This window comes from Methylotuvimicrobium buryatense 5G, from assembly GCF_000341735.1.
Lineage (GTDB): Bacteria > Pseudomonadota > Gammaproteobacteria > Methylococcales > Methylomonadaceae > Methylotuvimicrobium > Methylotuvimicrobium buryatense.
Genome location: NZ_KB455575.1, coordinates 2070261 through 2093763 on the forward strand (window position 1 = coordinate 2070261; position 23503 = coordinate 2093763).

A 23503-nucleotide genomic window follows, 5' to 3' on the forward strand; every position below is an offset into this window, starting at 1 on the left:
TCTTTTTAAATTATGCGACAACTACGTTGACATTTACCGCCCAAGAAGGTGTGCATCGCGCAGCTTTTCATTGCATCGAATCCAACGAAACGAACCAAAATCATGCGCGGTGCGCACCCTACGATAAAATTATGAAGGCACGCCGTCACCGAAATTTGGTTAGCAATCGGTATAATAACTACCAAAAACATCACCGGTCGATTCATAACAACTTAGACAAACATGCGAATAACAAGACAAGCGGCCCTTGACCGTTATAAAATTCGCGTTCTAATCGTTACTAACGACAAATGACCAACAAACTAACAGCGATTTTCAGGCAGACAAACCTACCTGATTAGTGGAGTTATAAATGAAAAACAATAAAAGCCCTGCGGTTGTCGAACAGGAAGATATCGATCCTATCGAGACCCAGGAATGGATCGATGCACTGAAAGCAGTGATGGAAATCGAGGGCGAAACCCGCGTTCAGTATCTGATTGAGAAACTGGTCGCCGTCGCCAGACAATCGGGCTCTAATATACCGTTTAGCGCGACCACCGCCTACATCAATACGATACCCGTCGATCAGCAAATTCAATTTCCAGGCAACACCACTATCGAGCAAAGAATACGGTCCTATGTCCGTTGGAACGCAATGATGATGGTGCTTCGTGCCAACAAAAACACCAATGTCGGCGGCCATATCGCCAGTTTCGCATCGGCAGCTACCCTCTACGATGTCGGTCAAAATCATTTCTGGCGCGCGCCGTCCGAGCAACACGACGGCGACCTACTGTTCGTGCAAGGCCATTCGGCACCCGGCGATTATGCCCGAGCTTTTTTACTGGGCCGACTGACCGAAGAACAGATGGACAATTTCCGCCAAGAAGTCGACGGCAACGGTCTGTCTTCTTATCCACACCCATGGCTAATGCCTGACTTTTGGCAATTCCCGACCGTATCGATGGGCCTAGGCCCCATTATGGCGATCTACCAAGCCCGTTTCATGCGCTATTTGCAAAGCCGAAGCCTAGCAGACACCTCCAATCGCAAAGTGTGGTGTTTCCTTGGCGACGGCGAAACCGACGAACCTGAATCACTCGGTGAAATCGGCATGGCCGGCCGCGAAAAATTGGACAATCTTATTTTTGTAGTCAATTGTAACCTGCAGCGACTGGACGGACCGGTTCGCGGAAACGGCAAAATCATTCAAGAACTGGAAGGCACCTTCCGAGGCGCAGGCTGGAATGTCATTAAACTGGTTTGGGGCCGCCATTGGGACAAACTGCTGGCCCGCGACCATCAAGGTCTACTCGTCAAACGTATGATGGAATGCGTGGACGGCGATTATCAAACGTTTAAAGCCAAAGACGGCGCTTATGTTCGCGAGCATTTCTTCAACACGCCGGAATTGAAAGCGATGGTTGCCGATTTGTCCGATTTGGACATTTGGTTACTCAATAGAGGCGGCCACGATCCTGCAAAAATTTATGCAGCCTTCCATGCCGCAGTCAACCACAAAGGGCAACCGACCGTGGTACTGGCCAAAACGATCAAAGGCTATTCGATGGGCGAGTCGGGCGAAGGCCAAAATATCTCGCATCAACAAAAGAAAATGAGCGTCACTTCCCTGACGCGATTCAGAGACCGTTACGAACTGCCGGTAACCAATGAACAGCTACACGACCTACCTTACCTGAAGTTCCCCGAAGACTCTAAAGAACTGACCTACATGAAAGAACGCCGCACCGAATTGGGCGGTTACCTACCGAACAGAAGAGCCAAATCCTATGCCTTGAATGTCCCCGTTCTATCCGACTTTAAATCGCTGTTGGAAGCTACCGGCGAAGGACGCGAAATTTCGACGACCATGGCTTTCGTCAAAATGCTGAATATTTTAGTCAAGGACAAAAACATCGGTAAACGCATCGTACCGATCGTGCCGGACGAGTCCCGCACTTTCGGCATGGAAGGCATGTTCCGCCAATTGGGTATCTGGTCGCAAGTCGGACAGCTCTATACCCCTCAGGATGCGGACCAATTAATGTTTTACAAAGAAGACAAAAACGGCCAAGTCTTGCAGGAAGGCATCAACGAAGCGGGCGGCATGTGCGACTGGATCGCGGCCGGCACATCCTATTCGACCCATAACGTGCCGATGATTCCGTTTTTCATCTTCTACTCGATGTTCGGCTTCCAACGCGTCGCCGACCTGATTTGGGCGGCAGCCGACCAACGCACGCGTGGCTTCTTGCTCGGCGGAACGGCCGGAAGAACGACGCTCAACGGCGAGGGCTTACAGCACGAAGACGGACACAGTCATATTTTTGCAGGAACCGTCCCGAACTGCATTTCCTACGACCCGACCTTTTCTTACGAAATCGCGGTGATCATTCAAGACGGTTTGCGTCGGATGTATGTCGATCAAGAAGACATTTTCTATTACATCACCGTAATGAACGAGAATTACGAGCACCCGGCAATGCCGAAAGGTATCGAGCAGTCGATCCTTAAAGGCATGTACTCGTTCAAGAAAGGCGACGGCCGCGCTAAAACGCGCGTGCAATTGCTGGGTTCCGGCACGATTTTCCGCGAAGCCATCGCCGCAGCCGAACTTTTGCAAAACGACTGGAACGTAACAGCCGATCTCTGGAGCTGCACAAGCTTTACCGAATTGGCCCGCGACGGACACAGTTGCGAACGATGGAATCGGCTGCATCCGACCGAAACTCCTAAAAAGCCTCATGTCACCGAATGCCTTGAAAATGCCAAAGGGCCTATCATTGCCGCAACCGACTATGTTCGCCTGTATGCCGAACAAATTCGTCCTTACTTATCGGCGCCTTATACTGTCTTAGGTACCGACGGTTTCGGTCGTTCGGATACTCGCGAAGCCTTGCGCCGATTCTTCGAAGTCAACCGTTATCATATCGCTGTCGCGGCACTGAAAAGCCTTGCGGATATCGGCGAATTCGAACTCGCAAAAGTCGAAACGGCCATTGCCAAATACGGCATTAACCCGGAAACTGTTGCCCCGTGGCGGCTTTAATTAAAGGAATTGGCACATGAGTGAATTGATTGAGATTAAAGTACCCGACCTCGGCGGCTCCAGCGAAGTCGACGTGGTCGAAATTCTTGTTCAACCCGGCGATACGATAGTCACCGAACAGACCTTAGTCGTCTTGGAAAGCGACAAAGCCACGATGGATATGCCGTCAACGACCGCCGGCACGGTTCGAGAGCTAAAAATCAAAGTCGGCGACAAAGTGTCCCAAGGGGTAACCATCGCGACCGTCGAAATCAGCGAGTCGTCTGCAAACGAAGCGGCACCAGAACCGGAATCGGTAGCCGAGGAAGAGGCTGAGCAAGACACAGCTCCCGAAGCAAAGCCTGTTACAAGCGCCACTCCGGCAGCAGCCGCATCCCCTGCTCCGGCTCCGGCCGCTCCGATCGATAACGAACCCAGCGGCCAACACCTTCCGCATGCAACTCCGGCCACTCGCTTATTCGCTCGTGAACTTGGCGTCGACCTGAGTCTTATCAAACAAGGCAGCGGCCGAAAAGGACGCATTTTAAAAGAAGACGTCAAAGCCTATGTCAAGCAAACGCTCAGCGAAGGCATCAAATCTTCCGGAGCCGGCATACCGCCGATACCTGCCGTGGATTTCTCGCAGTTCGGCGAAACTGAAGTCTTGCCATTGAGTAAAATCAAACGCCTGACCGGACAAAACATGACCCGAGTTTGGCTGAACCTACCATTGGTGACCCATCATGACGAAGCCGATATCACAGAATTGGAAGCCTTTCGCAAACAAATCAATGCCGAAAACAGTCAAAACGCTAAGGTCACCGGCTTGATCTTCATCATCAAGGCATTGGCAAACGCGCTAAAACAGTTTCCGAATTTTAATGCCTCGTTATCGCCGGACGGCGCAAGCCTGATCCTGAAAAAATATTGTCACATAGGCATCGCCGTCGACACGCCTAACGGCCTTGTCGTCCCGGTACTGCGCGACGTCGACCGAAAAAGCATTTATGAATTATCGGCTGAACTGGCAACATTGAGCGAAAAAGCTCGTGCCGGTAAACTGATGCCGAACGAAATGCAAGGCGGCTCAATGACGATCTCCAGTCTCGGAGGCATTGGCGGCACCGCATTCACACCTATTGTTAACGCGCCGGAAGTCGCGATACTCGGTGTCACGCGCGCCAAAATGCAGCCGGTATGGGACGGTAAGGAATTCCAACCGCGTTTGATGCTACCGCTGGACATGACCTATGACCATCGAGTCATCGATGGTGCCGAAGCGGCTCGTTTTATGGTCAAATTAACAGATTTTTTGACCGATATCAGACGGTTGATACTATAAAAAAGCGCCTAGACTCAAACGTCGAGCACCGTTTGCCGGATACACACCGATTGACGAAAAGATGCTCGGCGTCAAAACGCATACTTGATAAGGAATACTCATGACTGCAAATGCTGCTGCAAACGAATCCAATCTCCATGCCGAAGTCCTGGTCCTCGGCGGTGGCCCAGGCGGTTATACAGCCGCATTCCGTGCGGCCGACCTGGGCAAACAAGTCGTCATCGTCGAACGCTACCCGGTATTGGGCGGCGTATGCCTAAATGTCGGCTGCATTCCTTCCAAAGCACTGCTACACATGGCCCAAATCGTTCATGAAGCACAGGAGTTTTCCGGCCATGGCGTCGATTTCGGCGCACCGAAATTCGACCTGGATAAAATCAGGAGCTGGAAAGATAGCGTTACGAAAGGCCTGAATAACGGTTTGGACGGCCTGGTTAAACAACGAAAAATCACGCGCATACAAGGAAACGGCTCGTTCGTATCGGAAAATCAATTGCAAGTCGATAATGAAAACGGCACCCAATTGATTAGCTTCGATCAAGCCATTATCGCAGCCGGGTCCGAGCCGACGAAAATCCCGGTTTTCCCGAACGACGACCCGCGTCTGTGGGATTCGACCGGAGCGCTCCAATTACGCGAAATTCCGAAAAAACTGTTGATTGTCGGCGGCGGCATCATCGGCCTGGAAATGGCAACGGTCTATCATGCCCTGGGCTCAAAAATCAGCGTGGTCGAATTAATGGATCAGATCATTCCCGGCTGCGACAAAGACCTGGTTCGGCCGTTACACAACCGCATTAAAAAGCAATATGAAGCCATCTGGACAGAAACCCGCGTGACCGCAATCGAAGCCCTCGAAGAAGGCCTTAAGGTCTCGTTCGAAGGCGATAAAGCCCCCGAATCCGAGATTTTCGATGCCGTGCTGGTTGCCGTGGGCCGTCGACCCAATGGCAAAAAAATCGGCGCCGAGAATGCCGGAATTCAAGTCACCGAACAAGGCTTTATCGAAGTCGACAAACAACAGCGCACAAATATCCCGCACATCTTTGCGATCGGCGACATCGTCGGTAATCCTATGTTGGCGCATAAAGCCGCTTATGAGGGTAAAATTGCCGCGGAAGTCATCGCCGGTCACAAAGCCGCATTCGATGCACTGACGATTCCGTCGGTTGCCTATACCGACCCTGAAATCGCATGGATGGGACTGACCGAAAACCAAGCGAAGGAACAAGGCATAGAGATCGACAAAGGCGTATTCCCATGGGCCGCGAGCGGACGCTCGTTGAGCATGGGCCGTAGCGAAGGCATGACCAAAGTCATTTGCGACAAGGAAACCGGCCGAATCCTCGGTGCCGGCATCGTCGGCCCGCATGCCGGCGATTTGATTGCCGAAGCCGTATTGGCGTTGGAAATGGGAGCTGACGCCGAAGACGTCGCATTAACGATTCACCCGCACCCGACTTTATCGGAAACCTTTGCTTTCGCATCCGAAGTCGTCGCCGGCACGATCACAGACCTGTATCTCGGCAAAAAACGTTGATTCCTCAAAAGAATGCTTGACAAAAAAGCCTCGTAGGATATGTACCGCATAAGCGCCAGCTTAAGAAAAGAACGAGTCATTCCGCCAGGGATTGGCGGAATCCAGTGCCACGGATGGCAATGTTTAGTAACTGTCCATCATTTACTTACCGAAGTTTAACGTAACTCCGCCCGATAAAATCGGGAGGCAGGTTTTAAATAGTTATACCTATCGCACTTCAAACTTAGGCATTAGCGTATGGAGGCGTCGGGGTGTTCGGCAAAGGCTTTGGCAGCATGGATGCTGTCATAGAGCCTACATGGACGTATTCACGGCGTCCTTTGACGGGCACCCCGATGCCGAAATTTGACTAGCAAAGGGTATACTTAGCCAATGAGTCCTCGACATCAATTATTGTCGTTTGAAGCTCTCGGCCTCGAAATCGCGACGAAGGCGTCGCTCCCACAAAGCGTCGGGTGCTCTGTGGGAGCGATCCCCAGATCGCGAAATCGGAGCAAGGTGCGCTAAGTAACAACAAACGGTATCGAGGTCGAATTCGCTAAGATTCATTATTTTTTCCGAAGTTTAGCCTAATGGACCCGATAAAATCGGGAGATAGTTTTTAGACAGTTACTTAGCTTCACATCCATGCAACTAGGATATCGACAACCCATACCGATATGACGAATAAAGCCATAAACCTAAAAAGAGCAGTTGAAAGCCTTAAAAAAATTAGCGGTGCGCGCCCTACGAATCATTAGTTAAATCATCACATCTATGAAAATAAGCTTTTTAGCTTCACACGGCGGCAGCTCCGCACGAAAAATCATCGAAACGATCGAACACGGCGAATTGCCCGGGTTTGAAATCGGCATATTAATCACGAACAACAAAGATTCGGCAATTTATGACTGGTGCTTGACTCACGGCATCGAAGTTTTCCATATCAGCAGTAAAACGCACTCCGACAACGAAGACCAAGCCATCAAAAAAGCCTTACAGTCCGCCGAGACCGAATTGATCGTATTATCCGGCTACATGAAAAAAATCGGGCCGCAAACATTATCGGCCTATTCCGGCAAAATACTAAACATTCACCCGTCTCTCCTGCCGAAATTCGGAGGTCGAGGCATGTATGGCGATTTTGTGCATGCCGCCGTTCTCCAAGCGGGTGAAACCGCCTCAGGCGCCACAGTACATTTCGTCACCGACGCCTATGACGAAGGGCCGTTGCTTCTACAAAAAGAAGTCCCTGTGTTATCCGGCGACACGGTCGAATCGCTCGGTCAAAGAGTCCGCGCGATAGAGGGTGAATTGTATATCAATGCTCTCAATAAACTCCTGGCGACTACCGACACTTAACGCGAACGCCGCCATGGAAATTGCTCAGCCCTCTGTATTTAAAACAAGTTAAAGCTAGCCTTCCCCTTTGTATACCTTTCGCACTTCAATTTTCGGCATTAGCCTATGGAGGTGCCGGGGTGTGCGACAAAGGCTTTGACAGCAGGGATGCTGTCAAAGAGCCTACATGGACGTTTTCACGGCGTCCTTTGACGGACACCCCGGCGCCGAAATTTGACCAGCAAAGGGTATATTGTAGACCGTTCGTGCTGAGCCAAGTCTAAGCATGAACGATCTACAACACTTTCACCTGCTTGGTAAAAAAAGGATCTGAATTCTTAATATCAGATAAATCGAGTGGCTTTCATTAACTAAAAAGTCGTAGTACTATCGCCGCTATATCGAAAAGGAGACGCTTATGTACGTATTTCCTGAAATGGGACGCATCATCATTGTCGCGCTAATGATTGTCATTCCCGTGATGTTGATTTACCGAAAAGCCGGCTTTCATCCTGCCTGGGCATTACTGGTTTTTTTACCGGGATTCGGCTTACTATTGATTTTTTTACAATTAGCCTTGTTGCCATGGCCTAATCAAAAAACAAACGATAGGAGTTCATGATGGAAGTTTTTCTGATCGCGCTAATGGTGCTCTTGGTTATGTGGCTAGGCACGAAAATCATGGACAAAGCCGGACTTCACAAGGCTTGGGTTTTGTGTTTATTGGTCCCGATCGTTAACATCTTCATGATATGGGTTTTTGCATTCTGTCATTGGCCCAACTTAAAAGAAGATGTTAAACAAGACCTATAACCCAGCAATTCCCAGTTTGAGCAGTTTCGCCGATTTTAGGGTGTGGGGTATGCCTGTCGAGGAACGCCGTAAACCCATCCATGGGGGCTTGGCGGCAGCTAAGCGCCAAGGACGGCGTGAATGCAGATTTTGCATTACGCCAAGGATGGCGTGTAGTAGGGCAATGCAGGAGCAATTGCCGAGGAGCAAAAATCTGTCCCGCTGCCGACATCCTCGCCAAGCATACCCCACACCCTTTTTGATCTCCAAATTGGGAATTGCTGCGTCACGAAAGGCTTGCTATCTTAGCCAATGCGACTTCGATAGCGCTTATTGTTTATGAGCATTCACGGCTTCGAAATCGCGATCTGGGGATCGCTCCCACAAGGGATTCGAAGCCGCTGTGCGCTGTGGGAGCGAGGCTGCGTTTTAGCCGATGTTGGTATGAATAACCCCCGGTTCACACTCAGCGTGGTTCAAAAAAATGTGCGCGATGCGCACACTACGAAACATTCACCTTTCATCTTGCCCCTTTCACCTTTCACCTTTCACCTTTCACCTTTCATCTTTCATCTTTCATCTTTCATCTTTCACCTTTCCCCTGCTCCGCTATTCTTCCAACTCAATCAAAACCCGGTCGCCTTGCATTATTTTCAACCGTTCGACGGTTCCCGCATTTACCTCCAGCATGAACAGGGCTTTGACACGCGAATCGTAGACCCCGCAAGCCGTCGTGATACAAGGTTGAACATTCTGCAAAATCGATACGATTTTACCTTGCGGCGATATGAATAAAATATCCAACGGAATCTTGGTGTTTTTCATCCAAACCCCGAGTACGTCTTCTTTGGGATGTATAAACAACATGCCGGTATTTTCGGCAAGCGCTTCGCGAAACATCAAGCCTCTGGCCCGGGCGGTTTCGGTCATCGCCACTTCGAGCTCGATCGCATGTCGCGACTTTTCGAAAACCAAGCGGCCACGGCCCAATCGTTCGGCCGGATAAAGTTCTTGAGCTTCGGCACTGATCAGCCAAAATAAGCAAACCGTCAGTCCAAGAAATATTTTTTTCATACGATCTCTCGCCATTGAATTTTCTCGATAGCGCGATCGATCACGACCGCGCAAAAAATGTCACGTTTCCAATCGTTGCAGGCAATCCGCCAGTCCGATGCCGGCGCGAATTCTTCGGGCACTCGCAACATCCGTCCGGGCTCGCTCGGATCGACCACGCAACGATTCAAACCCAAGGCTATGCCTCGGCCGGTCGCTTTCACGAAGGCTTCCTTACGCGTCCAAAAACGGTAAAACGCGGAAATTCTATCCTCTTCCGGCAATGCTTCCCAGTATGCTATCTCTTCGATCGCAAAACATTTCTTAACGATACCGGTCAGATTCGACCGGCTTCTCGCCGCCTCGAGATCGATACCCAAGCGGCAACTCCGAGCCACGGCCAACGCGAAATAATCGCCCGAATGCGACAGATTGAATGTCCATTCCGGATAATCGGGTAAATAAGGCTTGCCGTTCGCCCCGGCCGCAAAAACGAGGGCTTCGGGTTTACATTTCAAGAGTTCGGACAACGCCAGACGTTTTTTTGCATGAATCTCGACATAGCGGTTTTGCATTTCGGCCGTGCGCCGCTGCATCGCATTCGACCGTTCGCTGTCGCTCAGCATGTCATAATAGTTTCGATTCAATACATTTATACTATAAAGCTTGCCGTATTCTATTTCGATGCAGCCGGGTTTCAGAGTCGCTTCAGTCATTGCGAATCACCGCCAGACCTTCGCCACGAGGGTCGCTCGCGGCACTGAAACGGCCTTCCCGCTTATGCCATTGCAGCGCTTGCATATCGCCGTACCGGTAGGATGTTTCGCGTAACCGATGACCCAATTTTTCAAGACCTTGCAATTCTTCAGAGGACAAGCCGCCGGGTTCGTATTGCACGGCATCGGGAATATATTGGTGATGATAACGCGGTACGCTCACCCAGGAATCCGGGCCGTTACCGTCGGCAAAGTCCAATATTCCCAGCAAGACCATCGAAATAATACGACTACCGCCCGGCGTTCCCAATACCGCGATGCGCTCGTCGTCTTCGAGAAAAGTCGGCGACATGCTCGACAGCATACGCTTACCGGGCGCTATTGCATTCGGCAATCCGCCGATCAAGCCGTATACGTTCACAGCGCCTGGCCGGCTATCGAAGTCGTCCATTTCGTCGTTCAATATCACGCCGGTACCTTCGGCCACGAACCCGGAGCCGAACGGATAGTTAACGCTCAAGGTAGCGGCAACCCGGTTGCCTTCGCCGTCCATCACCGAAAAATGCGTCGTGTTGTCGCCGCCGGCTTGTTCCGGAATATCTCCCGAGAGCATCACGCTCGGCAAAGACCTATCCTTACGAATCGTACTTCTGAGGCCGGCCGCATAATCGGGATTGATTAAGCGCGAGACCGGAACATCGATAAAATCGGGATCGCCCAAGTACAAAGCCCGGTCATGATAGACCCGGCGCAATGCTTCGGTCACCAAATGTTTGCGGGTGACTGCATCGATTGCGGTCAAATCGTATTCGGTCAGGATATTCAAGGCTTGCACCAAGCCGATGCCGCCGGCCGACGGCAGCGCCGCGCCGGTTATTCGAATGCCGCGATAAGTCCCTTTGACAGGCTCTCTTTCGACTACCCGGTAATTATCGAGATCTTGTTGACTCCAAATACCGCCGGCTGCTTTGACCGATTTCAACAGTTTTTCCGCCGTTTCGCCGGCGTAAAATCCGGCTGCTCCGAAGTCGGCGAGCCGCTGTAAAGTCTTCGCTAAATCGGGTTGACGCAAGGTCCAACCGGGGTCGGGTACTCGGCCGTTATCGAGAAATATCGCGGCCGCCGCCGGCGATGACTGGATTTGCGGTAAGCGAAATGACAGCAGACGGCGATAGCGTTCGCCGATGATAAAACCGTCGCGCGCATAACGAATCGCCGGTTGCAGCGAAGCCGACAAGGGTAATTTGCCGTAATGCTCGGCCAAGTGAACCAAGGCCGCAGGGACGCCTGGAATACCGGCCGACAGGGGCCCGTCGATCGATAGCCCCGGTATGACCCTGCCTTCGGCGTCGAGATACATGTCTTGGTGCGCGGCCAGCGGTGCTGTTTCCCGTCCGTCCAGCATCGTTTCGAAACCGTCGGAAGCGCGGTGCAACAACCAAAAACCGCCGCCGCCCAATCCGGAACCGGCCGGTTCGACCACGGCCAATACCGCGCCGATCGCAACCGCGGCATCGAAAGCATTGCCGCCCCGACCAATCATTTCCAGCGCGGCATGGCTCGCCAACGGATGCGCGCTGGCGACTGCGACTTTGTTTTCCGTCGTATGGCCGGTAATAGCCGACAGCGTCAGGAATACGGCCAGAACGGCAACGACCGGTGTTTTTGCTAATTTCAAAATCGTCTCCTTGGGGTTTCATTGGTCGTGCACAAAAGCGCAGGTTTTTTTCGTAACGCAAGAACGTCACTAAAGGGTGTATACCCTTGCTAGTCAAATTTCGGCAGCAATTCCCAATTTGGAAATCAACAAGGGCGAGAAGCGTGCTTGGCGAGGATATCGGCAGCAGGGCAGATTTTTGCTCCATGCAAAATCTGCATTCACGCCATCCTTGGCTTTCGATCTGCCCCCCCATGGATGGGCTCACAGGGTTCATCGACAGGCATACCCCACACCCTAAAATCGGCGAAACCGCTCAAACTGGGAATTGCTGAAATTTCGGTGCCTTAGCGATTGTCGCAAATATGACGGCTTGAAGTTTCCGGATTATCATAGTCTTCAGATTCTGTGACTATTTTAGGCAACATATCGGCCATGCCTTCTCCGCATTTTTTCATTGCATGAATAGCCGGGTCGTTTGCCATCTCACGGGCAAATGCCATTGCTTTGCTTTGCGCTTGGTCGCGATTGCCGGCGCGGCACAGTGCCGTTATTTCGGCATCGATCGATTGGCCGCGTTCGGAAAGCCGTTCCATCGCTGAAGGATCAATCTGACCGAAACATTCTTGCATTTTAAGGCCCTGTTGCATCATTTGCTGCATTTGCGCTTCGTTCATATTACCGAATTGAGCGTGGCCTGATATCGGCAAGAACGCGAATGCCGCAAGATAAATTCGTGCTTTTTTTGTCATGGTATAACCTTGTGTCGTTGAGTTTTCCGTTTACGATGAAAAACAGGGTCATGTATCGGAGTTTAGTCAAAATAAAGGTGTGTTCGTGCTTTGGGATGATTTTACGAAAATGGATGATAACATTACAGCAACCAAGTTCGGTATTTGATTGCTTTATACTCTTGTTTTCATGACCTACCAACCTCCGTGGTGGCTAAAGACCGCCCATTTGCAAACCGTATATCCGGCTTTGCTCAGAAAGCCGGCAATAACTCTAAACATCAGACGCGAGAGGCTTGCGACGCCGGATAACGATTTCATCGACATCGATTTTTGCGGAGAAGGCCGCAGCCCTTTGATCATACTATTACACGGACTGACCGGAAGTTCTCAATCGGGTTATATAAAGGGGTTGCAGTCCGTTTTTTGGCAACAAGGTTGGCGAAGTGCAGCGCTCAATTTTCGCGGTTGTAGCGGCGAGCCGAATCAATTGGCTCGTTGTTATCATTCAGGCGATACCGAGGACATCGATTTCCTCTATCGAATCCTTCGCCAACGTGAGCCGGAGACGCCTTTGGCGGCAGTCGGATTCTCGTTGGGCGGTAATGTCTTGCTAAAATGGTTGGGCGAACAGGGTAGTAACGTGACGCTCTCGGCAGCGGTTGCCGTATCGGTGCCTTTGGTCTTGAATATTTGCGCGACAAAATTAGATAGCGGATTTTCTAAAATTTACCGCGACCGCTTATTATTGGAGTTGAAAGAATATCTCGATACGAAGCTCAACTATTTAATCGGCATCGGGCATCATGAAGAGGCCGACAAAATTCAACGCTTGGGCGATTTATCCTCGGTAAAATCGTTTTGGCAATATGACGATCGGGTTGTGGCCAGACTGCATGGATTCGAGGATGTTCATGATTATTACCGGCGCTCGAGCTCGAGGCAATATCTTAAAGCTATCCGGGTGCCGACCTTATTGATTCAAGCATTCGACGATCCTTTCATGACGCCGGCTGTGTTGCCTACTCCTGACGAATTATCGCCGAACGTGATCTTGGAAGTCACTCCCGGAGGAGGGCATGTGGGTTTTGTGGAAGGTCGTAACCCTCTAAAACCTAAGTATTGGCTTGAGCGGCGCATCCCGCGTTTTATAGCCGAACAAGGTTTCTCTTAAGGGTTTGGTTGTCAATAATGGCCTTATTTTGATGTGGGGTAACCGAATCCTCGATATCGCTCAAAGCTCATGTTTATCGCGAAATCCTAATCATTTTAGAGGTTGATGCCATGTTAACGGTTATTCAAATCCCGGTCTTAAACGACAATTATATCTACCTGGCAAAAGACGTTGCGTCCGGATTAACGGCAGCGGTCGATCCTGCTGTTGCAGGACCAGTGCTGGATGCCATAGCCGAACAGGGTTGGCGGCTCGATTTTATCTTAAACACTCATCATCATGGCGATCATGTCGGCGGGAACCGCGAGCTCAAGAAACAGACCGGATGCCAAATTGTCGGTGCGAAAGCGGATAAACACCGCATTCCGGGCATCGATATCGAATTGTCAGACGGCGGTCATTTTCGTTTAGGAAACTCCGTTTTCCAAATTATCGAAACGCCGGGTCATACTTTGGGCCATATCGTTTATTATTCGGCCGAGGACGGTATTTTGTTTTGCGGCGATACCTTATTTGCGATGGGCTGCGGGCGTTTATTCGAAGGCACCGCCGAACAAATGTGGCATTCCTTGCAAAAGTTAAGAGCATTGCCTTCCGTAACACGCGTTTATTGCGCACATGAATATACGTTGAATAACGGCCGTTTTGCATTGACCGTCGAACCCGATAATACCGTGTTGCATCAAAGAATGGCCGAGGTTCGTCGTATGAGAGAGTCGGATCAACCTACCGTTCCTTTTTCGATCGAAGAGGAAGTAGCGACCAATCCTTTTTTTAGAGCAGATGTCGAAGCTTTGAAGGCGGCTATCGCAATGGAAACACGACAGCCCCTGGCTGTATTTACGGAATTGAGATCGAGAAAAGACGTGTTTTGACGCCTGGGTCAATATTCGGTCGGTAAGCGTGCCGCCAGTTCGTCCCACTCTATGACGACTTCTGGCAAGCTCCTCGATGATGTAGCGCCTTGCAATTCGAATATTTCCGGTTTTCCGTATTTACCGTCGCATAAACGGTAAACAGTCAATATTCGATCGATCGGGTGAACTAGCCAATATTCTTTGACGCCAGAGCGTTCGTATAGACTTAATTTCCGGATTTGGTCGTGGCCGGCAGTGGACGGCGACAAGACTTCGATGATCCAGTCCGGCGGCCCGAGTACGCCGCGGCGATCCAATTTGGCGGTATCGCACACGACGAACACGTCCGGTTGCACGACAGTGTCGATACGCTCGTCGGCTTCGTCATGTTTCGGCAAACGCACATCGACCGGTGCGATGAAGGGCCGGCATGTTTTACCTTCTAAGCTATTTGCAATTTGACGGTAAATTTCTCCGGCAATATCCTGATGGGCCAAATCAGGCGCGGGAGCCATCATAAACGCCTCGCCGTCGATTAACTCGTAGCGTTGCTCCGTTTGCCAATTGACATAATCGGCATAACTAAAATGATCGGATTTCTTTATTGCTAAATTCATCGGCTTTCTGTTGAAGGCTGGTTTAGTCCGGTTGTCGATTTTATGGTCTTTCGTAGCGTTATACCCGTCGTAGATCAAAATTCGGCGCCTGGGTGTCCGCTAAAGGACGCCGTGAATACGTCCATGTAGGCTCTATGCCAGCTCCATGCTGGCAAAGCCTTTATGAACGCCATGGATGGCGTGAATGTCGATTTTGCAGGAGCGAAAATCGACCGGACACCCAGGCGCCTCCTCAGGCACTGCCGAAATTTGAAGTGCGAAAGATATAATGCCGGATTTCGGAATATCCGTTTTTAGTAAGTACCCGGCTTGATGTATAGTTATACCTCAAAATCTTCTCATTACTGTGATTTTTTTAAATGGAGATAACAAATGCATAATGTCACTTTGATTAAAGGTGATGGTATCGGTCCTTCCATTATGGACCAAGCGGTTAAAATCATCGATGCTTCCGGCGCCAAAATTCATTGGGAAGAAGCCGATGCCGGCATGGCCGCGTTTAATAAATTCGGCACACCGATTCCCGATGCGACACTTGAGTCGATCGATAGGAACCGAGTGGCTTTTAAGGGACCTCTGACAACAGCGGTCAGCGAAGGCTTTAGAAGCATCAATGTCGAATTGCGTAAGAAATACGATCTTTATGCGAATGTGCGTCCGGCGAAAAGTTGGGCCGGCGTTCAGACTCGTTACAGCGATATCGATATCGTGATCGTTAGGGAAAATACCGAAGGATTGTATGCCGGACTCGAGCATTATCTCACCAGCAAAAGAGATATTGCCGAAAGTCTGGCCGTCGTAACCCGCCACGGTTCCGAGCGTATCGTCGAATATGCCTTCAAATACGCGAGGGACAATAACCGCAAGAAAGTTACGGTCTGCCATAAGGCCAATATTTTGAAATACACGCAAGGCCTGTTCTTGGAAACGGCAAAGGAAGTCGCCGCGCGTTATCCCGATATCGAATTCGATAGCAAGATCATCGATGCAACCTGCATGCACATGGTAATGAATCCGCAACAATTCGATGTGGTAGTGACGACGAATATGTTCGGCGATATTTTATCTGATTTGACCGCCGGCTTAGTCGGCGGTCTCGGTTTGATTCCGGGGGCGAACATCGGTGCCGATGCAGCCTTGTTCGAAGCAGTTCACGGTAGCGCGCCGGATATTGCCGATAAGAATATCGCAAATCCGACGGCCGTGATCATGGCAGGAGTCATGATGTTGGATCACTTGCATGAACATGAGGCGGCTAACAAAGTTAAAACGGCTTTGGAGAAAGTCATTGCCGAAGGCAAATATGTCACACCTGATCTGAATTCCAATGCCGGTGTCGGCACCGATGTCATGGGGCAGGCGATCATCGACGCGATGGCATAAACCTTAATCGCAAGTCGGACTAATCCTGAAACAAGGATCGTTGATGGATGATGCCGAGGGCTTTTGAGTCAAGATTATGGTCGGCGTTGGGTTGCAAAAATTCATCCAACCCAATCCTCATTTATACCTATCGCACTTCAAGTTTCGGCATTAGCGTATGGAGGTGTCGGGGTGTTCGGCAAGGGCTTTGACAGCATGGATACTGTTATAGAACCTACATGGACGTATTCACGGCGTCCTTTGACGGGCACCCCGGCGCCGAAATTTGACTAGTAAAGGTTATTCGATCACTTATACGAATAGCCCTGCCGTTTACCAAATTAACTGATTTTTAAGGTTTCACTATGTTGCAAGAATACCGTAAACATGTCGAGGAACGAGCTGCCGAAGGCGTCGTTCCCAAACCGTTGAATGCCGAGCAAGTTGCGAGCCTCGTCGAATTGATCAAAAATCCGCCGGCCGGAGAGGAAGCATTTCTGCTGGATTTGTTGGCAAACCGCATTCCGGCCGGCGTCGACGAAGCCGCCTATGTCAAGGCCGGATTTCTCACGGCAATCGCAAAGGCTGAAGTCGTGTCGCCCATATTGACGCGGGAAGAAGCGGCCGAGTTATTAGGCACGATGCTCGGCGGCTACAATGTCGCGCCGTTGATCGAATTGCTCGATAGCGCCGAGCTGGCGCCGATTGCCGCAAAAGGACTTTCGCACACCCTGTTGGTCTTCGATGCCTTCCACGATGTCCAGGAAAAAGCCGATGCCGGTAATGCCTTCGCGAAACAGGTCTTGAATTCTTGGGCAGAAGCCGAATGGTTCACGAGCAAACCCAAAGTCCCCGAAAAACTGACCGTGACCGTGTTTAAGGTCGTCGGAGAAACCAATACCGACGATCTGTCGCCGGCGCCCGATGCTTGGTCTCGTCCGGACATCCCTTTGCATGCTAAGGCAATGCTGAAAATGCCGCGCGAAGGCATCACCAATGCCGAACGACAAATCGAGGAACTGAAGCAAAAAGGCTTTCCGGTCGCCTATGTCGGTGATGTTGTCGGCACAGGGTCGTCGCGAAAATCGGCGACTAACTCGGTGCTATGGTTTACCGGACGCGACATCCCTTATGTGCCGAACAAGCGCGAAGGCGGTGTTTGTATCGGCGGCAAGATCGCGCCGATCTTTTTCAACACGATGGAAGACTCGGGAGCGTTGCCTTTCGAATGCGATGTTAGCAACATGGATATGGGTGATGTCATCGATATTTATCCTTATCTTGGCGTGGTTAAACGGCATGATAGTGAAGAGGTGATTGCCGAGTTTTCATTGAAAACCGATGTGATACTCGATGAAGTCAGAGCGGGCGGGCGCATTCCTTTGATCATCGGTCGCGGCTTGACCGATCGCGCGCGTAAGGCTTTGGACTTGAAGCCATCGACTGTGTTCAAACGTCCGGTCGATCCGGCCGATTCCGGCAAAGGCTTTACACTCGCGCAAAAAATCGTCGGCAAAGCTTGCGGCGTTAAGGGTATTAGGCCTGATAATTACTGCGAACCGCATATGACGACGGTGGGTTCTCAGGATACCACCGGGCCGATGACGCGCGACGAATTGAAGGATTTGGCTTGTCTCGGTTTTTCGGCCGATCTGGTTCTGCAATCGTTTTGCCATACCGCGGCCTATCCGAAACCGGTCGACGTCGAAATGCAGCATACCTTGCCCGATTTCATCATGAATCGCGGCGGCGTGTCATTGCGGCCCGGCGACGGTATCATTCATTCCTGGCTGAACCGCATGCTGCTGCCCGATACAGTGGGAACCGGCGGCGATTCGCATACGCGTTTCCCGATCGGCATTTCGTTTCCGGCCGGCTCCGGGTTGGTTGCGTTCGCGGCGGCAACCGGCGTGATGCCGCTCGATATGCCGGAGTCGGTGCTGGTGCGTTTTACCGGCGAAATGCAGCCAGGCATCACGTTACGCGATCTGGTCAATGCGATTCCGTATGCGGCGATTCAAAAAGGCTTGTTAACGGTCGAAAAGAAAGGCAAGAAAAACGTTTTTTCGGGCCGGATTCTCGAAATCGAAGGTTTGCCTGATTTGAAGGTCGAGCAGGCCTTCGAGCTGTCGGATGCGTCGGCCGAGCGTTCTGCCGGCGGATGCACGATTCGGTTGAGCGAAGCGCCGATCCGCGAATATCTCAATTCGAATATCACGCTGCTCAAATGGATGTTGTCGGAAGGCTACGGCGATGCGCGCACGATCAGTCGCCGCATCAAGGCGATGGAAGAGTGGCTGGCAAATCCCGTGTTGCTCGAACCCGATGCCGATGCCGAATATTTCGAAACGATCGAAATCGATATGTCCGAAATCAAAGAACCGCTGCTCGCGTGCCCGAACGACCCGGACGATGTCAAGCCGTTGTCGGAAGTCGCCGGCACTAAAATCGATGAGGTGTTTGTCGGTTCCTGCATGACCAATATCGGCCATTTCCGTGCGGCCGGCAAATTGCTCGATAAGCATAAGGAGCAATTGCCGACCAAGCTCTGGATGTCGCCGCCGACTAAAATGGATCAGTCGCAGCTGACCGAGGAAGGTTATTACGGTATCTTCGGCCGTTCCGGCGCACGAATGGAAATGCCGGGCTGTTCGCTGTGTATGGGCAATCAGGCGCGAGTCGCCGACAATGCGACTGTCGTGTCGACATCGACACGAAACTTCCCGAACCGCTTGGGTAACGGCGCCAATGTGTTTCTGGCATCGGCCGAATTAGCGGCAGTATGTTCGATTCTCGGCAAGATTCCGACTATGGATGAGTACATGCAATACGCGCAAACGATCGACGAAACTGCGGATGATACCTATCGGTACTTGAATTTCGATCGGCTTGACAGCTACCGGGAAAAAGCTGAAACGGTTGAATTGAGCGATTAAGTTTTAATTAAGATTTGGTCTAAAATTACTTCCTCCAAATGGTTTCCACGCCCCGCGTGGGAGCCTAGATAGGGACGCTTCGGCGTCCCAAATCGGTCTGCGATGTCAGCGCACTGGTTACTCCTTGGCTCGACATTTATATCGAGCTTTTATCCTCACAGATTCTTTGTTAAAACCGACAAGGAAAATTAACAGGCGATCATCATGTCAAAAGATACCTTAACAATTACAGACAATTCGACCGGAAAGGAAGTCGAATATCCATTGCTGAAAGGTACCCTCGGAAACCCTACTGTCGATGTTAGGGCACTGAAAAACGATCTGGGTTATTTTACGTTCGATCCCGGTTTTGTATCGACTGCAAGTTGTAAAAGTGCAATTACTTACATCGATGGAGAACAAGGCATCTTGCTGTATCGCGGGTATCCCATTGAGGAATTGGCTGAAAACTGCAGCTTTTTGGAAGTAGCTTATCTATTGATTCATGGCGAATTGCCGAACGAGCAAGAACTTAATCATTTTAAATTCGAGATTGACGACAGAGCCGTATTACACGAATCTCTGCGCGTTTTTTTCGACGGATTTCATTACGATGCCCATCCTATGGCGATGATGGTCGGTGTCGTCGGTTCGTTATCGGCGTTCTATCATAGCGACTTGGATGTTACCGATCCGGATAATCGCTACATTTGCGCGACCCGAATGATTGCAAAGATTCCGGCCATTGCTGCTGCTTGTTACAGGCATTCAATCGGCGCGCCGTTCGTTTATCCCCGTGTCGATTTGGATTATTGTGAGAATTTTTTAAATATGATGTTCTCGCGTCCGGAAAAACGTTTTTTAGAACAAGCGCGTGCGATTGATGAAACTGCTGTAAAAGCATTGAATCTATTGTTCATTTTGCATGCCGATCACGAGCAAAACGCAAGCACGTCGACGGTTCGACTGGCCGGAAGTACAGGCGCCAATCCTTATGCCTGCATAGCGGCCGGTATTGCTGCATTGTGGGGGCCCGCGCATGGTGGCGCGAATGAGGCGGTGTTGAGCATGCTTAAGGAAATCGGTACGGTGGAGCGGATACCGGAATACATCGCCAAAGCAAAGGATAAGGATGATCCGTTCCGCTTGATGGGCTTCGGTCACCGTGTTTATAAAAATTTCGATCCGCGCGCAACGATTATTCGTCAAACCTGTCATGACGTGTTGAGAAAATCTTGCCAGCCCGACCCGCTTTTCGATTTGGCGATGGCATTGGAAGAATATGCCTTGCAAGATGATTATTTCATCGAGAAAAAACTCTATCCCAATGTCGATTTTTATTCCGGCATCATCTACAAAGCGCTAGGTATTCCAGTCGATATGTTTACCGTGATGTTCGCAATAGCACGCACTGCCGGATGGGTCGCGCATTGGCTGGAAATGACCGCGGACACCGGCAATGTTATCGGTCGACCTAGGCAATTATATGTCGGTCCTCCGCAGAGGGAATTTATGCCTTTGCATAGACGTTAGGATTTCGCGATAAATATACTCATCGTAGATCAAAATTCGGCACCGGGGGCCCGTCAAAGGACGCCGTGAATACGTCCATGCAGGCTCGACGGCAGCTCGACCGCCAAGGATGGCGTGAATGCAGATTTTGCATTACGCCAAGGATGGCGTGTAGTAGGGCAATGCAGGAGCAATTGCCGAGGAGCAAAAACCTGCCCTGCTGCCGACATCCTCGCCAAGCATACCCCACACCCTTTTTGATCTCCAATTTGGGAATTGCTGGGGAAAACACAAACAGATGAAAAAATCCCCTTAAAACGTTATAATCCGCTACTTTTTTCATCGTTTTGGCTTAATCATGAACATCACCGCAATCTATCCGGGTACTTTCGACCCCGTGACCGCAGGGCATCTGGACTTGATTGCTCGGGCTGCTAAGCTGTACGACAAGATTATCGTTGCAATCGCGGTCGGTACGACAAAATCGCCATTATTTACGATCGACGAGCGTGTCGCGCTAGCTAAGGCTGTGACTGAAGACTTCGAAAACGTATCGGTTATCGGATTCGGCAACCTATTGGTCGATTGCGCCAAAGAACAAGGCGCCCATGTCATCATCAGAGGCCTAAGAGCGGTTTCCGATTTCGAATACGAATTTCAATTGGCCGGCATGAACCGGCGGCTTTCTCCCGATCTCGAAACGGTTTTCTTAACGCCGGCCGAACAATACGAATTCATATCGTCGAGCATGATCAAGGAAATCGCGCGCCTCAATGGCGACGTATCCAGCTTCGTGCCCGATATCGTTAAACAAAGTTTGATCAAGAAATTTAGTCAGGAGTAACCATGGCCCTTATTATCAATGACGAATGCATCAATTGCGACGTGTGCGAACCGGAGTGTCCGAACGGCGCGATTTCCCAAGGCGAGGAGATTTATATCATCGACCCGGCTTTGTGTACCGAGTGCGTGGGGCATCACGATCTACCGCAATGCATCGAAGTGTGTCCGGTCGATTGCATCGACAAAGACCCGGAGCATGCCGAAAGCAAAGACACGCTCTATCAAAAATACCTCAAATTGACTGCGTAGAGTACGCGCCGCGTAAACCTTTCGGGCTACTCCTTTATACTCAAAAATTGACTAACTTTTTTAGTCTTAGACGGTTTTTCAATCAAAAGGGAGTAAGCATGCCGCAAATACGACTGACCACGCTTAACGCCCGATACATCCATAGCGCATTCGGGCTGCGCTATCTCTACGCCAATTTGGGAGAGCTGAAAAGCGAAACCGAAATACTCGAATTCGGCATACAAGACAGGCCGATCGACATCGTCGAAAAGCTTTTGCAGCATCGCCCGAAAATCATCGGTTTCGGCGTCTATATTTGGAATGTCGCCGAAATCGGCTCGACCGTGGCATTGCTCAAACAAGTCGCGCCGGAAATCGTCGTGATCCTGGGCGGACCTGAAGTCAGTCATCCGCCCGATTTGCCTCCTGTCGCCGAGTTGGCCGACTACATCGTCACCGGCGTCGGCGAAATCAGTTTTCGCGCATTATGCGAAAAAATTCTAAACGGCGAAGCGCCCGACGAAAAAATCATAACCGGCGTCGAATCGCCGCTGGAAAGTTTGGCATCGCCTTATCTCTATTACAACGACGAAGACGTTCGTAACCGTATCGTCTATGTCGAAGCCTCCCGGGGCTGTCCGTTCAAATGCGAGTTTTGTCTCTCGGCACTCGATGTCACGGCCAAGCCTTTTGCATTGGATCGCTTCTTGGACGAAATGGAGGTGTTGTATCGGCGCGGCGTTCGGCATTTCAAATTCATCGACCGGACCTTTAATTTAAAAATCGCCGCCAGCGTTGCAATATTGGAATTTTTTCTCGAGCGCATGAGCGACGACTTGTTTTTGCATTTCGAAGTGATACCGGATCATTTGCCGGACCGGCTCAAACAAACGCTCGAGAAATTTCCGCCCGCAACGCTGCAATTCGAAGTCGGTGTGCAAACTTTCGACCCTGCCATCCAGCAATTGATCAGTCGCCGCCAGGATAACGAAAAAACAAAAGCAAACCTGCGATGGCTCAAGTCAAACACCCACGCGCACATCCATGCCGACCTGATTTTCGGTCTGCCTGGCGATACGCTGGCCAATTTCGCGGCCAGTTTCAACCAATTAGCGGCATTACAGCCACATGAAATACAATTGGGTATCTTAAAGCGCTTGCGCGGTGCGCCGCTCAATCGGCATAACGAAACCTACCGGATGCGTTACAACCCGGAGCCGCCTTACAACATCCTCAGCACCCGCGATATCGGGTTTAACGATATGCAGCGCATCAACCGCTTCGCGCGCTATTGGGACATGATCGGAAATTCCGGTCGCTTTGCCGAAACCTTGCCGTTGATACTGGCCGATGCGCCTTTCGAACGCTTCTTGCAATTAAGCGATGCCCTATACGAACTCAGCGGTAGCACCTGGAAGATAGCGCTACGACGCATGTTCGACCTGCTCTATCGGGTCATGACGGAATTCTTGGCGATTCCTACGGTTGAAGCGATACACATTCTCGAAGCGGATTACCGAAAAACCGGCGAAAAAGGGCTGCCGTCATTCATGAAAACAGAAGGTTATGAAACAAGTAAGCCCTCTCGCCAAGGCCAAGCGAATAAGCGTCAGCAAGCATTCGGTCACTCGTAGGGTGCGCGCCCTACCGGCTTTATGTCTAGGCTACTCCCTTTATATTCAAAGAATGGTTAGCTTTATGAAGGTATGGGGGCTTGGCGGCAGCTCGAGCGCCAAGGATGGCGGTAGTAGGGTAATGCAGGAGCAATTGCCGAGGAGCAAAAATCTGCCCTGCCGCCGACATCCTCGCCAAGCATACCCCACACCCTTTTCGA

The 23503-nt window shown here is 50.7% G+C and carries 19 protein-coding genes; 14 read left to right on the forward strand and 5 right to left on the reverse strand.

The window, feature by feature from the left end; translation table 11 throughout:
* The first annotated feature begins 352 nt into the window (after positions 1–352).
* The 6 genes from aceE to METBU_RS0109230 all read left to right on the forward strand — a co-directional run bounded on the left by aceE (position 353) and on the right by METBU_RS0109230 (position 8025).
* Entirely contained in the window at positions 353–3031 is a 2679-nt protein-coding gene (gene aceE, locus METBU_RS0109200) for a pyruvate dehydrogenase (acetyl-transferring), homodimeric type (RefSeq protein WP_017840340.1), read from the forward strand.
* 16 nt (positions 3032–3047) lie between these two features.
* Positions 3048–4352, forward strand: a complete 1305-nt coding sequence (aceF, locus tag METBU_RS0109205) for a dihydrolipoyllysine-residue acetyltransferase (RefSeq protein ID WP_017840341.1) — start codon at positions 3048–3050, stop codon at positions 4350–4352.
* A gap of 100 nt (positions 4353–4452) precedes the next feature.
* Positions 4453–5892 (forward strand): dihydrolipoyl dehydrogenase, encoded by a 1440-nt coding sequence (gene lpdA, locus METBU_RS0109215; protein WP_017840343.1) that lies wholly within the window; start codon positions 4453–4455, stop codon positions 5890–5892.
* A 756-nt stretch (positions 5893–6648) separates the two neighbouring features.
* The gene (gene purN / locus METBU_RS0109220) at positions 6649–7233 is read left to right on the forward strand and encodes a phosphoribosylglycinamide formyltransferase (RefSeq protein WP_017840344.1); all 585 of its coding nucleotides are present in this window, start codon (positions 6649–6651) and stop codon (positions 7231–7233) included.
* Between the two features lie 397 nt (positions 7234–7630).
* On the forward strand, positions 7631–7834 hold the full coding sequence (locus METBU_RS0109225) for a hypothetical protein (protein WP_017840345.1): 204 nt from the start codon (positions 7631–7633) through the stop codon (positions 7832–7834).
* A complete protein-coding gene (locus METBU_RS0109230) occupies positions 7834–8025 on the forward strand; it encodes a hypothetical protein (protein WP_017840346.1) in 192 nt (63 codons plus the stop codon). The genes METBU_RS0109225 and METBU_RS0109230 overlap by 1 nt, the downstream gene beginning before the upstream one ends.
* A gap of 588 nt (positions 8026–8613) precedes the next feature.
* On the opposite strand, the gene METBU_RS23825 is transcribed toward METBU_RS0109230, so the two are convergent.
* The 4 genes from METBU_RS23825 to METBU_RS0109250 form a co-directional block, all read right to left on the reverse strand.
* Positions 8614–9078, reverse strand: coding sequence for a DUF192 domain-containing protein (locus tag METBU_RS23825; RefSeq protein ID WP_017840347.1), 465 nt, complete (start codon positions 9076–9078; stop codon positions 8614–8616).
* Positions 9075–9773, reverse strand: a complete 699-nt coding sequence (locus METBU_RS0109240) for a 4'-phosphopantetheinyl transferase family protein (protein ID WP_017840348.1) — start codon at positions 9771–9773, stop codon at positions 9075–9077. The genes METBU_RS23825 and METBU_RS0109240 overlap by 4 nt, the downstream gene beginning before the upstream one ends.
* A complete protein-coding gene (gene ggt, locus METBU_RS0109245) occupies positions 9766–11451 on the reverse strand; it encodes a gamma-glutamyltransferase (RefSeq protein ID WP_014149333.1) in 1686 nt (561 codons plus the stop codon). Before ggt ends, METBU_RS0109240 begins: the two co-directional genes overlap by 8 nt.
* Positions 11452–11777: 326 nt before the next feature.
* Positions 11778–12182: a hypothetical protein gene (locus tag METBU_RS0109250; RefSeq protein ID WP_017840349.1), complete on the reverse strand. Its 405-nt coding sequence runs from the start codon at positions 12180–12182 to the stop codon at positions 11778–11780.
* Between the two features lie 169 nt (positions 12183–12351).
* On the opposite strand from METBU_RS0109250, the gene METBU_RS0109255 reads away from it, so the two are divergent.
* Entirely contained in the window at positions 12352–13335 is a 984-nt protein-coding gene (locus METBU_RS0109255) for a hydrolase (protein ID WP_017840350.1), read from the forward strand.
* A 110-nt stretch (positions 13336–13445) separates the two neighbouring features.
* On the forward strand, positions 13446–14210 hold the full coding sequence (gene gloB / locus METBU_RS0109260) for a hydroxyacylglutathione hydrolase (protein WP_017840351.1): 765 nt from the start codon (positions 13446–13448) through the stop codon (positions 14208–14210).
* A gap of 8 nt (positions 14211–14218) precedes the next feature.
* Here the strand turns inward: gloB and METBU_RS0109265 are convergent, their stop codons facing one another.
* Positions 14219–14809 carry a Uma2 family endonuclease gene (locus METBU_RS0109265; RefSeq protein WP_026130118.1) on the reverse strand — a complete coding sequence of 197 codons (591 nt, stop codon included), beginning with the start codon at positions 14807–14809 and terminating at the stop codon, positions 14219–14221.
* Positions 14810–15181: 372 nt separating this feature from the next.
* Here METBU_RS0109265 and METBU_RS0109270 point away from each other — a divergent pair, with 372 nt between their 5' ends.
* The 6 genes from METBU_RS0109270 to METBU_RS0109295 all read left to right on the forward strand — a co-directional run bounded on the left by METBU_RS0109270 (position 15182) and on the right by METBU_RS0109295 (position 23303).
* Positions 15182–16192 carry an isocitrate/isopropylmalate dehydrogenase family protein gene (locus METBU_RS0109270; RefSeq protein ID WP_017840353.1) on the forward strand — a complete coding sequence of 337 codons (1011 nt, stop codon included), beginning with the start codon at positions 15182–15184 and terminating at the stop codon, positions 16190–16192.
* A gap of 344 nt (positions 16193–16536) precedes the next feature.
* A complete protein-coding gene (acnB, locus tag METBU_RS0109275; protein ID WP_017840354.1) occupies positions 16537–19107 on the forward strand; it encodes a bifunctional aconitate hydratase 2/2-methylisocitrate dehydratase in 2571 nt (856 codons plus the stop codon).
* A 204-nt stretch (positions 19108–19311) separates the two neighbouring features.
* Entirely contained in the window at positions 19312–20619 is a 1308-nt protein-coding gene (locus tag METBU_RS0109280) for a citrate synthase (protein WP_017840355.1), read from the forward strand.
* A gap of 337 nt (positions 20620–20956) precedes the next feature.
* Positions 20957–21442: a pantetheine-phosphate adenylyltransferase gene (gene coaD, locus METBU_RS0109285; protein ID WP_017840356.1), complete on the forward strand. Its 486-nt coding sequence runs from the start codon at positions 20957–20959 to the stop codon at positions 21440–21442.
* Positions 21443–21444: 2 nt separating this feature from the next.
* Entirely contained in the window at positions 21445–21690 is a 246-nt protein-coding gene (locus METBU_RS0109290; protein WP_017840357.1) for a YfhL family 4Fe-4S dicluster ferredoxin, read from the forward strand.
* Between the two features lie 98 nt (positions 21691–21788).
* Complete coding sequence (locus METBU_RS0109295) at positions 21789–23303, forward strand: B12-binding domain-containing radical SAM protein (protein ID WP_017840358.1); 1515 nt, start codon at positions 21789–21791, stop codon at positions 23301–23303.
* The last annotated feature ends 200 nt before the right edge of the window (positions 23304–23503 follow it).

Excerpts from the sequence above, each read along its gene's own strand:
- aceE (WP_017840340.1), top strand. The coding sequence starts at position 353 with ATGAAAAACAATAAAAGCCCTGCGGTTGTCGAACAGGAAGATATCGAT.
- aceF (WP_017840341.1), top strand. The coding sequence starts at position 3,048 with ATGAGTGAATTGATTGAGATTAAAGTACCCGACCTCGGCGGCTCCAGC.
- lpdA (WP_017840343.1), top strand. The coding sequence starts at position 4,453 with ATGACTGCAAATGCTGCTGCAAACGAATCCAATCTCCATGCCGAAGTC.
- purN (WP_017840344.1), top strand. The coding sequence starts at position 6,649 with ATGAAAATAAGCTTTTTAGCTTCACACGGCGGCAGCTCCGCACGAAAA.
- METBU_RS0109225 (WP_017840345.1), top strand. The coding sequence starts at position 7,631 with ATGTACGTATTTCCTGAAATGGGACGCATCATCATTGTCGCGCTAATG.
- METBU_RS0109230 (WP_017840346.1), top strand. The coding sequence starts at position 7,834 with ATGGAAGTTTTTCTGATCGCGCTAATGGTGCTCTTGGTTATGTGGCTA.
- METBU_RS23825 (WP_017840347.1), bottom strand. The coding sequence starts at position 9,078 with ATGAAAAAAATATTTCTTGGACTGACGGTTTGCTTATTTTGGCTGATC.
- METBU_RS0109240 (WP_017840348.1), bottom strand. The coding sequence starts at position 9,773 with ATGACTGAAGCGACTCTGAAACCCGGCTGCATCGAAATAGAATACGGC.
- METBU_RS0109250 (WP_017840349.1), bottom strand. The coding sequence starts at position 12,182 with ATGACAAAAAAAGCACGAATTTATCTTGCGGCATTCGCGTTCTTGCCG.
- METBU_RS0109255 (WP_017840350.1), top strand. The coding sequence starts at position 12,352 with ATGACCTACCAACCTCCGTGGTGGCTAAAGACCGCCCATTTGCAAACC.
- gloB (WP_017840351.1), top strand. The coding sequence starts at position 13,446 with ATGTTAACGGTTATTCAAATCCCGGTCTTAAACGACAATTATATCTAC.
- METBU_RS0109265 (WP_026130118.1), bottom strand. The coding sequence starts at position 14,809 with ATGAATTTAGCAATAAAGAAATCCGATCATTTTAGTTATGCCGATTAT.
- METBU_RS0109270 (WP_017840353.1), top strand. The coding sequence starts at position 15,182 with ATGCATAATGTCACTTTGATTAAAGGTGATGGTATCGGTCCTTCCATT.
- acnB (WP_017840354.1), top strand. The coding sequence starts at position 16,537 with ATGTTGCAAGAATACCGTAAACATGTCGAGGAACGAGCTGCCGAAGGC.
- METBU_RS0109280 (WP_017840355.1), top strand. The coding sequence starts at position 19,312 with ATGTCAAAAGATACCTTAACAATTACAGACAATTCGACCGGAAAGGAA.
- coaD (WP_017840356.1), top strand. The coding sequence starts at position 20,957 with ATGAACATCACCGCAATCTATCCGGGTACTTTCGACCCCGTGACCGCA.
- METBU_RS0109290 (WP_017840357.1), top strand. The coding sequence starts at position 21,445 with ATGGCCCTTATTATCAATGACGAATGCATCAATTGCGACGTGTGCGAA.
- METBU_RS0109295 (WP_017840358.1), top strand. The coding sequence starts at position 21,789 with ATGCCGCAAATACGACTGACCACGCTTAACGCCCGATACATCCATAGC.